Annotated in this window: 6 protein-coding genes and 2 pseudogenes; all 8 read left to right on the top strand. The window is 36.2% G+C overall.

The features are described 5' to 3' along the window. On the top strand, positions 1–184 hold a 184-nt coding region (locus H540_RS35650), incomplete at its 5' end, for a hypothetical protein (RefSeq protein ID WP_028402230.1). Between the two features lie 903 nt (positions 185–1,087). Continuing rightward, on the top strand, positions 1,088–2,701 hold the full coding sequence (locus H540_RS0120805) for an FAD-dependent monooxygenase (RefSeq protein WP_028402229.1): 1,614 nt from the start codon (positions 1,088–1,090) through the stop codon (positions 2,699–2,701). Positions 2,702–2,936: 235 nt separating this feature from the next. After that, a pseudogene (locus H540_RS32450) lies at positions 2,937–3,056 on the top strand (phosphatidate cytidylyltransferase); the annotation flags it as partial. Between the two features lie 248 nt (positions 3,057–3,304). Continuing rightward, complete coding sequence (locus tag H540_RS0120800; RefSeq protein ID WP_028402228.1) at positions 3,305–4,099, top strand: GNAT family N-acetyltransferase; 795 nt, start codon at positions 3,305–3,307, stop codon at positions 4,097–4,099. 278 nt (positions 4,100–4,377) lie between these two features. Further along, positions 4,378–5,043, top strand: a complete 666-nt coding sequence (locus H540_RS0120795; protein WP_028402227.1) for an HAD family hydrolase — start codon at positions 4,378–4,380, stop codon at positions 5,041–5,043. A 678-nt stretch (positions 5,044–5,721) separates the two neighbouring features. Beyond that, positions 5,722–5,886, top strand: coding sequence for a hypothetical protein (locus H540_RS34105; RefSeq protein ID WP_169729582.1), 165 nt, complete (start codon positions 5,722–5,724; stop codon positions 5,884–5,886). A gap of 48 nt (positions 5,887–5,934) precedes the next feature. Continuing rightward, positions 5,935–6,198, top strand: coding sequence for a hypothetical protein (locus tag H540_RS0120780; protein WP_028402226.1), 264 nt, complete (start codon positions 5,935–5,937; stop codon positions 6,196–6,198). Between the two features lie 628 nt (positions 6,199–6,826). Further along, positions 6,827–7,690 (top strand): annotated as a pseudogene (locus H540_RS30470) (reverse transcriptase N-terminal domain-containing protein); the annotation flags it as partial. Positions 7,691–7,782: the final 92 nt, after the last annotated feature.

Below are 7,782 nucleotides of genomic sequence, written 5' to 3'. Positions count from 1 at the left end.
AAATAATAGAGCTAAAAAGGTTTTTGTTAATAAAAACAGAACAAGATTACAAAATACACTTGAAAGGACAAATAAATGGAAGTCAGTCATTATGAATTACCTAAACGAAGTGAAAGGCAAAAGAATAAGAAACAGAAAGAACCACCAGAAGGCTTATTTTTTTGGGGATTGCTTTGGTCAGTAGGTTACTCAATTCCTAGTCAATGGTTATCTATATGGTCTAGTATCACGGTTGCAGGTTGCTTGTTTTATATCTCAAAGAAATTTGAAAAAATGAAACTACCTTCTCAAGTTAAGTGGAGTATTTCTTGTTCAATATTTTTTATAGGGCTTGTTGTTCTTTATTTGCATATTTTTAACCAGGATTTCTGATAACGGGTTTTATGTAAACTCACATCCTAAAGGATAATTGTTTCATGACAAAAAAGTTGTTTACTGAACAATAAAGTTCCTTACTGGAAGCTACTTTCTTCAACAATCGGGCCATTATATTGAATAAGAGGTTACATAAAACTCCACTTTTTTATGCAGCCACCAGGCTTTTTCAGAAGCCAAAAACGTTGATGTATCAACGATGTATAAAATCATGTATAAATGATAAAAAACGAACAGACGCCAAGCCCTTTAACTGTATGGGTTTGGCATCTTCCTAAAGTTGCTATTATGGTAACTAACTTTGCATGTCGTATACAGCGTAAAAACAGAAGAAACTACTGGCCCTTTCGACAGTAGTTTCTTCTGTTACACAATTAGTTTTTAGGAATGATGCAATCAGTCGCATCTTGGATAGTTTTCTCAAAATATCCGTTAGCCATCCATGCAGCGCGAAACAAGCGCTGCACTACAGAATATGTAAGCAAATTACGTCTTACATGGTAGTTTATACGTTCCAATAAGGCCGAGTATATAAGTATCTTTTATCAAAAATTACAGTCGGAAAAATCTCTCCTTTTTTGGGGCGTACTCTATCTATATGATAAAACATAACGTAAAAAAAGTCTATAATTTCATTGATTTTTATATTATAGTTTGATTACTGAATTCAGTAAGATCCATGGATAAATATAATATTGAAAGGAAAATGTCTATGAAACACAAGCATGTCCCAGTTTTAATTGTTGGGGGAGGCCTTACTGGACTCACCTCTGCCCTTTTTCTTGCACGTCATAACATTGATTATTTACTCGTTGAAAAGCATGCTGATACAGCTATTCATCCAAAAGCCGGAGGAATTACTTTTCGTACGATGGAATTATTTCGACAATTAGGATTAGAGAAAGTCATCCGTACTGCTAGTGAGCCGTTAGATAATATTCGTGGACGGATTGCTGTAGAAACAATCAAAAACATAAACCTAACAGAATTAAAACAGGTAGAGAGTGCTCACAGGAAAAACGACAAAAAGATAGTTGAAATGATTGAAAAGATTAGCCCTTCAAAGGCAGCATCCTGTTACCAAATGGATTTAGAACCTATCCTTCTTCAAGCTGCTGAACAAGGGACGGGACATATACGCTTTAATACTGAACTTGTGGCGTATCAACAAGATAATTCAGGGATAACAGCCACTATAATTGACCGAGACACAGGAACAGAAGAAATCATTCGAAGTGATTATTTAATTGCTGCAGATGGAGCTAAGAGTGCGATTTGTAAATATACGAGAATTCCAACTACAGGAAGAGGAGTCATAGGAGGCCATTATATTAATATCTTCTTTCAGGCGGACTTAAGTACTTTTCTGCAAGGTAGTCAGTTTGGTTTTTATCAAATCCTGAATCCGGAAGTATTTGGTGCACTTATCACAGTGAATAATCGTGATCAATGGATTTATCATGTCGCTTATGATCCTTCGAAGGGAGATCGTCCTGAAGATTTTTCTGAAGAGAGATGCTGTGAGATTATTAAAAAAGCTATAGGAGTTTCAAATCTTGATATTGTCATCTTGAGTATTTTACCTTGGGCGGCTATAGAAAGGACAGCCACTAGTTTTCAAGATAATCGAGTCTTTCTAGTTGGAGATGCCGCTCATCTCATGCCACCTACAGGAGGATTTGGCTCGAATACAGGTATTCAAGATGCTCATAATTTAGCTTGGAAATTGGCGGCAGTGATACACAAACAAGCTCATCCGAGATTGCTCCGAACTTATCATGATGAAAGACACCACGTTGTAGAGGTAACAACGAAATATGCCAGTGATTTGTTATTTAGTGCTATAAATAAAGGTATAAGCACCCTCAATAATATGGATCATCTTGCAGTTACTGTAGGTTATAAATATGCCTCGAAAGCCGTTATCGAACAAGAACCAACTACACATAGAATGGATCGGTTAGAACTAAATGGAAGACCAGGAACACGTGCCCCGCATATGTGGGTGAATTATCAAGATAAGTGTATATCTACGCTAGATTTAATAGATGGAAAATTTGTCTTGTTTACGGGGGAAAACAATAATCTTTGGCGCACTGCTGCTCAGAATGTATCTTCTCACTTAGGTATCTCTATTAATGTTTATGGTATCGGTTCACAGGGAGATTTTGTTGAGTGTGAGGATAGCTGGGAAACATTGTACGATGTTACGCCTCAAGGAGCTGTATTGATAAGGCCAGATGGTTTTGTAGCATGGCGTACAAAAGAGGGAGAACCAAATCCTAATCTGATTCTTAAACAGGTCATGACTAGCATACTATGGTAAATCTGTTTAAACTAACACTAATGCGACTGATTTAAAGTTGATTAAAAAGTAAATAATAAAAATAAGAAAAGGTGTACAAAGGTACACCTTTTCTTATTTTTCCGTGCCTTTAATTGCAAGAAAGTTAAGTAGCATAGTTGAGGTTTTTTCTACATGCTTTTAGAGAAACATTTGTCATTTTATTTTTTAATATCAAATAATGCTCCACAAATCCGTTATTTTATGACCATTCGGGAAGTTACAATTTGAAGTTAAAGATTCTGGGAAACTTCTACCTGGTCATGGTGGTGTTTTGGACAGATTAGATAGTTGGATATTTGTTTTTATCGGACTAAAACTTATAGGTAGGGTCTAAGGAATTAATAATAAATTTTATTCAAGAAAAGGGCGCAAGAATTGAACATCGATGGACTGTTTCAGCAGTCCATTTTTCTTGGTCTTTAATCAGTTAAATGGCAGGTTCAACAAGGAATTGATATTTAAAGGAATAGTTTCTGGTAATTTCAAAAAATTCTCTGAATTAATCCTTCTCACTAAGATCTTTTTATTATAAAATGATGAGAATATTTTATGGAGCAAGTTTTGTAATAAGGGGGGAGAACGATGATAAGAAGACTAAATGAAAGCGATCATGAAGTTTGTTTTCATTTGTTAAAAACTAGGCGTGCTGAAAACTTATTTATAATTGGTGACATTGAGGCGTACGGATATGACCAAGAATTTCAAAAGCTTTGGGGAGAGTTTAACGAAAGTGGAGAACTAATTGCTGTTTTGTTAAAATACGAGGAAAATTATATACCATTTGCAGCAGAATTATTTAATGCTGAAGGATTTGCTGAGATCATGTCTAATGACCCTGATTTTAAGATGATGTCTGGACTAAAGGCGATCACTGAAAAAATTGAGCCATACTTGGATAAACAACTTAAAAGAAAAAGACAAACCTATTATGCAAAATGTACTAGATTAAATACCATTAAAAACGATGTTGATTTCTCGAATGTACAACAAGCATCTCCTCACGATGCAGAAGCACTTGTTGAATTACTAAATTCAGTTCCGGAATTTAGGGATTCAATCATTACAGTAGAAAGGAAACGTCGAGGATTGAAAGATGGAACTTCACGTTCATTTTTTATAATGGAAGATGGAAAAATGGTATCAACGGCTTCGACGGCAGCAGAAAATTCCTTGTCAGCAATGGTTGTGGGAGTCGCTACGCTAGAAAACTATAAGAAAAAGGGAAATGCAACCAAGTGTATGCTCAAGCTTTGCAGTCATCTTTTACTTGAAGGGAAAGAACTATGTTTGTTCTATGATAATCCCGCAGCTGGAGCAATCTATAAGCGAATTGGTTTTGAAGACATTGGATTCTGGATGATGTATACATACATATAGATAAAAGTCTAGGCTGTTCTTATTGCAGCCTTTTCTAATTGTACTAACATTTAGTATGCGCAAGTAAGCTCTTCAGCCTTTAATAATAATGTAGATCTTCCGCAATCGGGCGCAATTCCAAAATAAGAAATGCGCTCTTTCTTTATGTAAAGATCTAGTTTAATGGAGTAAGCAGTATTGAGCAAACTGGGCAGTTTAATAAGATAAGAATTTGAAATTATTCTGAATTTTATATGGTAAAATGAGGAGGCATTAGATGTGTAGAAAGGAAGCTTAATATGGAAAAATATAAGGTAATTTTATTTGATTTAGATGGAACACTTTCAGACTCAAAAATGGGTATAACTAAATCTGTTCAATATGCGTTACAGAAAATGGGCATTGATGAGCCTAATATTGATAAGCTTGAATGTTTTATCGGTCCACCATTACAAGTTTCATTTGCTGAATATTACGATTTCGATGAGGAGAAAGTACAAAAAGCAATTGATTTTTATAGAGAAAGGTTTAAGGAAAAAGGGATGTTCGAAAATGAGCTATATTCAAATATTCCATTACTATTAAAATCGTTAAAAGAACAGCAATACACTTTAGTTGTTGCAACTTCAAAGCCAACTGTATTTTCAGAACAAATACTTAAGTATTTTCATATTGACCAGTATTTTGAACTTGTTGTTGGAAGTAATCTTGATGGAACAAGAACAGCAAAAACTGAAATTATTCAATACATACTTGATAAGTATAATGAGTATAGTCTAGGTGATTTTATTATGATTGGTGACAGAAAACACGATATTATTGGTGCAAATAATACTGGTATTGACTCTATTGGAGTAACTTATGGATATGGTTCATTTGAAGAATTAAGTGATTCTCACCCTACACATATTGTCAATAGTATTGAAGAGATAAAAGATATTTTAATAGCAAGTAAAGTTGAATAAATGACGATATTTTATTATTCAGCTAAAGGGCGCAATTGTTGAGCAACACATGTAGAAAATGATCAAACTTTTTATAAAATCGATACTTAAATCTACTAGATAAGAATCCATTTTGATCATCTTTTTTCGAAATAGATTCTTTTTATTTATTGAAAAATATGGGTTTGTGAGGTGTTTTTTATCAAACTTAATTTAAATGCTACAATTAAATAACGGTACCATTGCATGCTAAAAAAATACAAAAAGAGCCATTAATGTGGCTCTTTTTGCATGTAAAGGTATTTTGTGTAAAATGTCGATTCGAATTCATAATAATTAGATAAAAAGATAATTTCAAGCGGTAAAATATTACATTTAATTGATAAGGAAACAAATAACAAGATCCCTCCTGGCTGTTGGAATATGCAAGATTTTATATAGTTTTTTGGCATATCTAGCACATAACCAGAGAGCCAAAACTCGCACCATTGACGCAATGTATAGAATCCTGCATATTTAATAATGTTCGATAATAAGGGAAATGTTGATATCATGGGGATGGTGGGGATAAGGAACTACCGATAATGAGATGTTATGTAAACCTCACATGAATATCATATACAGCAAAAAAGACACCATACATCGCTTCTTCTGGATGGTATAATTTGGTTAAGTCACATTGTGTATGAGGAGGAAGTCATGAGTATTAGAAGTTTATTAGACATCAAACTTTTGCTGATTGGATTGCTTTTATTTCTTGGTGGAATCTATGCTTCTCAATGGAGTAATCTTGCTATCATAATCGGGATTGGCGGAGGAATTCTTATGGGATTAAGTGTTACCAAACAATTATTCAAAAACTAATTCCTCTCCCGCGTGGGGAGGGGTTTGCTACGAAAGGGAGATGAGCATATGAATTCTTGGGGATGGATTTCTATTATTATGGTAGTCATAGCCCTCATGTTGGATTACATAAACCGAATCAACAAAAGACTAAAACGAACAGAGTACAAAGTTGAACAACTTTTGAAACAGACACATCTTCCAGAGTATCAGATCAATGAGGAACTACGCCAACTAGTTAGGGATAATGAGAAAATTGAAGCCATCAAGAAAGCAAGAAGCGTTTTGGGTTTATCGTTACGAGAAGCAAAAAATTACGTTGATTCCTTATAAAAGCAACTTCCGATAACGCGTGTTATGGTGCGACAAGAAGTCGCATTCTCACAGTGTAGCTTCGCTACCCATCTAGACGTAAAGACGGTCTCCGTCCGAAACTGCATGTTTGGTAACGAGCATGTAGGTTGCATGAGGAAATGAGGAAACAGAGGACAAATGCATGGTCCGGAACACTGCTAGGAGAAGATAGGTATGGTAAACGAGAGTGAAGGTTTGTAAGCTTCGTAAACGTTAGCTTAAGATAATGCATGGTTTTGCTTGGGTATTGGCAAGAGGAAAAGTAGGGTCATAATACTACTGTGCTGCGTCCCGCATCTTGTCCGGAGTAAAGAACCTGCCTAACCCTATCGCATCTGTGGAATGTGGAACTTGGTAAGCCCTATGTTATCTGTATAAACAGTAGGGAGATCGTAAGATCAAACGATGTAACAGAGGGTATGGGATATGGGAGAAAGCAAATGCCGTTATACCGAAAGGTAACAGGAAAGCAAAATGTATAACTGAACGGATACTGTCATCCTTACGGATAAAACTATGACAGGCTCGAAAGAGGGCCCACTTCCCATAGGTCTTCAACACGTAAATATATTTGTGGTTAACTTTTGACGAAAAGGAGCGTGCAGTTATGGACACCTCAGAACGAGCGGCGGCGCACGCTTCATATACAAATTGGAACGCAGTGAATTGGCATACAATCCAAAAGTATGTGATAAAGCTACGACAAAGAATTTATCGTGCCGAACAACAAAAGAAACGTAGAAGAGTTAGGAAACTTCAACGATTACTCCTACGGAGTGAAGCTAACTTACTGTTGTCTATTAGAAGAGTCACACAACAGAATAATGGAAAGCGCACCTCTGGAGTAGATGGTTATACAGCACTTCATCCTGGCAAAAGAAACGAATTATACCGACAGCTAAAGAAGCTCAGTATATTTCAACATCGTCCCAAGCCAGCGAAACGAACCTATATTGCGAAGAAGAATGGAAAACTGAGACCTCTTGGTATTCCGACTATCAAGGACAGAATCTATCAAAATATGGTGAAAATGGCGTTAGAACCACAATGGGAAGCAAGATTTGAACCCGCCTCATACGGGTTCCGCCCGAAGCGGAGTACACACGATGCCATTAGCAATATCTTTAATAAGATTAACACAAACAGTAAGAAAATGTGGATATTTGAAGGTGATTTTAAAGGATGTTTTGACCATCTAAGTCATCATTGGATACGAAAACAAATCTTTGATTTTCCAGGAAGAACACTGATTCAGCGATGGTTGGAAGCTGGATACATGGATCAACTTTCTTTTTCCGAAACCAGTGAAGGAACTCCGCAAGGAGGAATTGTCTCTCCGCTTCTGGCTAACATTGCATTACATGGAATGGAAGAGGAACTTGGCGTTATATATCGAAAGACATATAAGGTGAATGGAAGTTACGCAATTCATCCTAAATGCAGGATAGCGATTGTTCGATATGCAGATGATTGTGCGCCACGAAGGCGTAGGGCTGGATAACAGTCCGAAAGCTATGCTTAGCTGAAGATGAGGGAGGGCCCCTCGGAGCCGCCATGCAGGTG

It is taken from the genome of Ectobacillus panaciterrae DSM 19096 (assembly GCF_000430785.1).
Lineage (GTDB): Bacteria > Bacillota > Bacilli > Bacillales > Bacillaceae_G > Ectobacillus > Ectobacillus panaciterrae.
Note: the sequence above shows the minus strand (reverse complement) of the source record. Positions and strands in the feature narration are given on the sequence as shown.

What these genes read in the sequence shown, in the direction of transcription:
- H540_RS0120805 (WP_028402229.1), top strand. Translation starts at nt 1,088, where the DNA reads ATGAAACACAAGCATGTCCCAGTTTTAATTGTTGGGGGAGGCCTTACT.
- H540_RS34105 (WP_169729582.1), top strand. Translation starts at nt 5,722, where the DNA reads ATGAGTATTAGAAGTTTATTAGACATCAAACTTTTGCTGATTGGATTG.
- H540_RS0120795 (WP_028402227.1), top strand. Translation starts at nt 4,378, where the DNA reads ATGGAAAAATATAAGGTAATTTTATTTGATTTAGATGGAACACTTTCA.
- H540_RS0120800 (WP_028402228.1), top strand. Translation starts at nt 3,305, where the DNA reads ATGATAAGAAGACTAAATGAAAGCGATCATGAAGTTTGTTTTCATTTG.
- H540_RS0120780 (WP_028402226.1), top strand. Translation starts at nt 5,935, where the DNA reads ATGAATTCTTGGGGATGGATTTCTATTATTATGGTAGTCATAGCCCTC.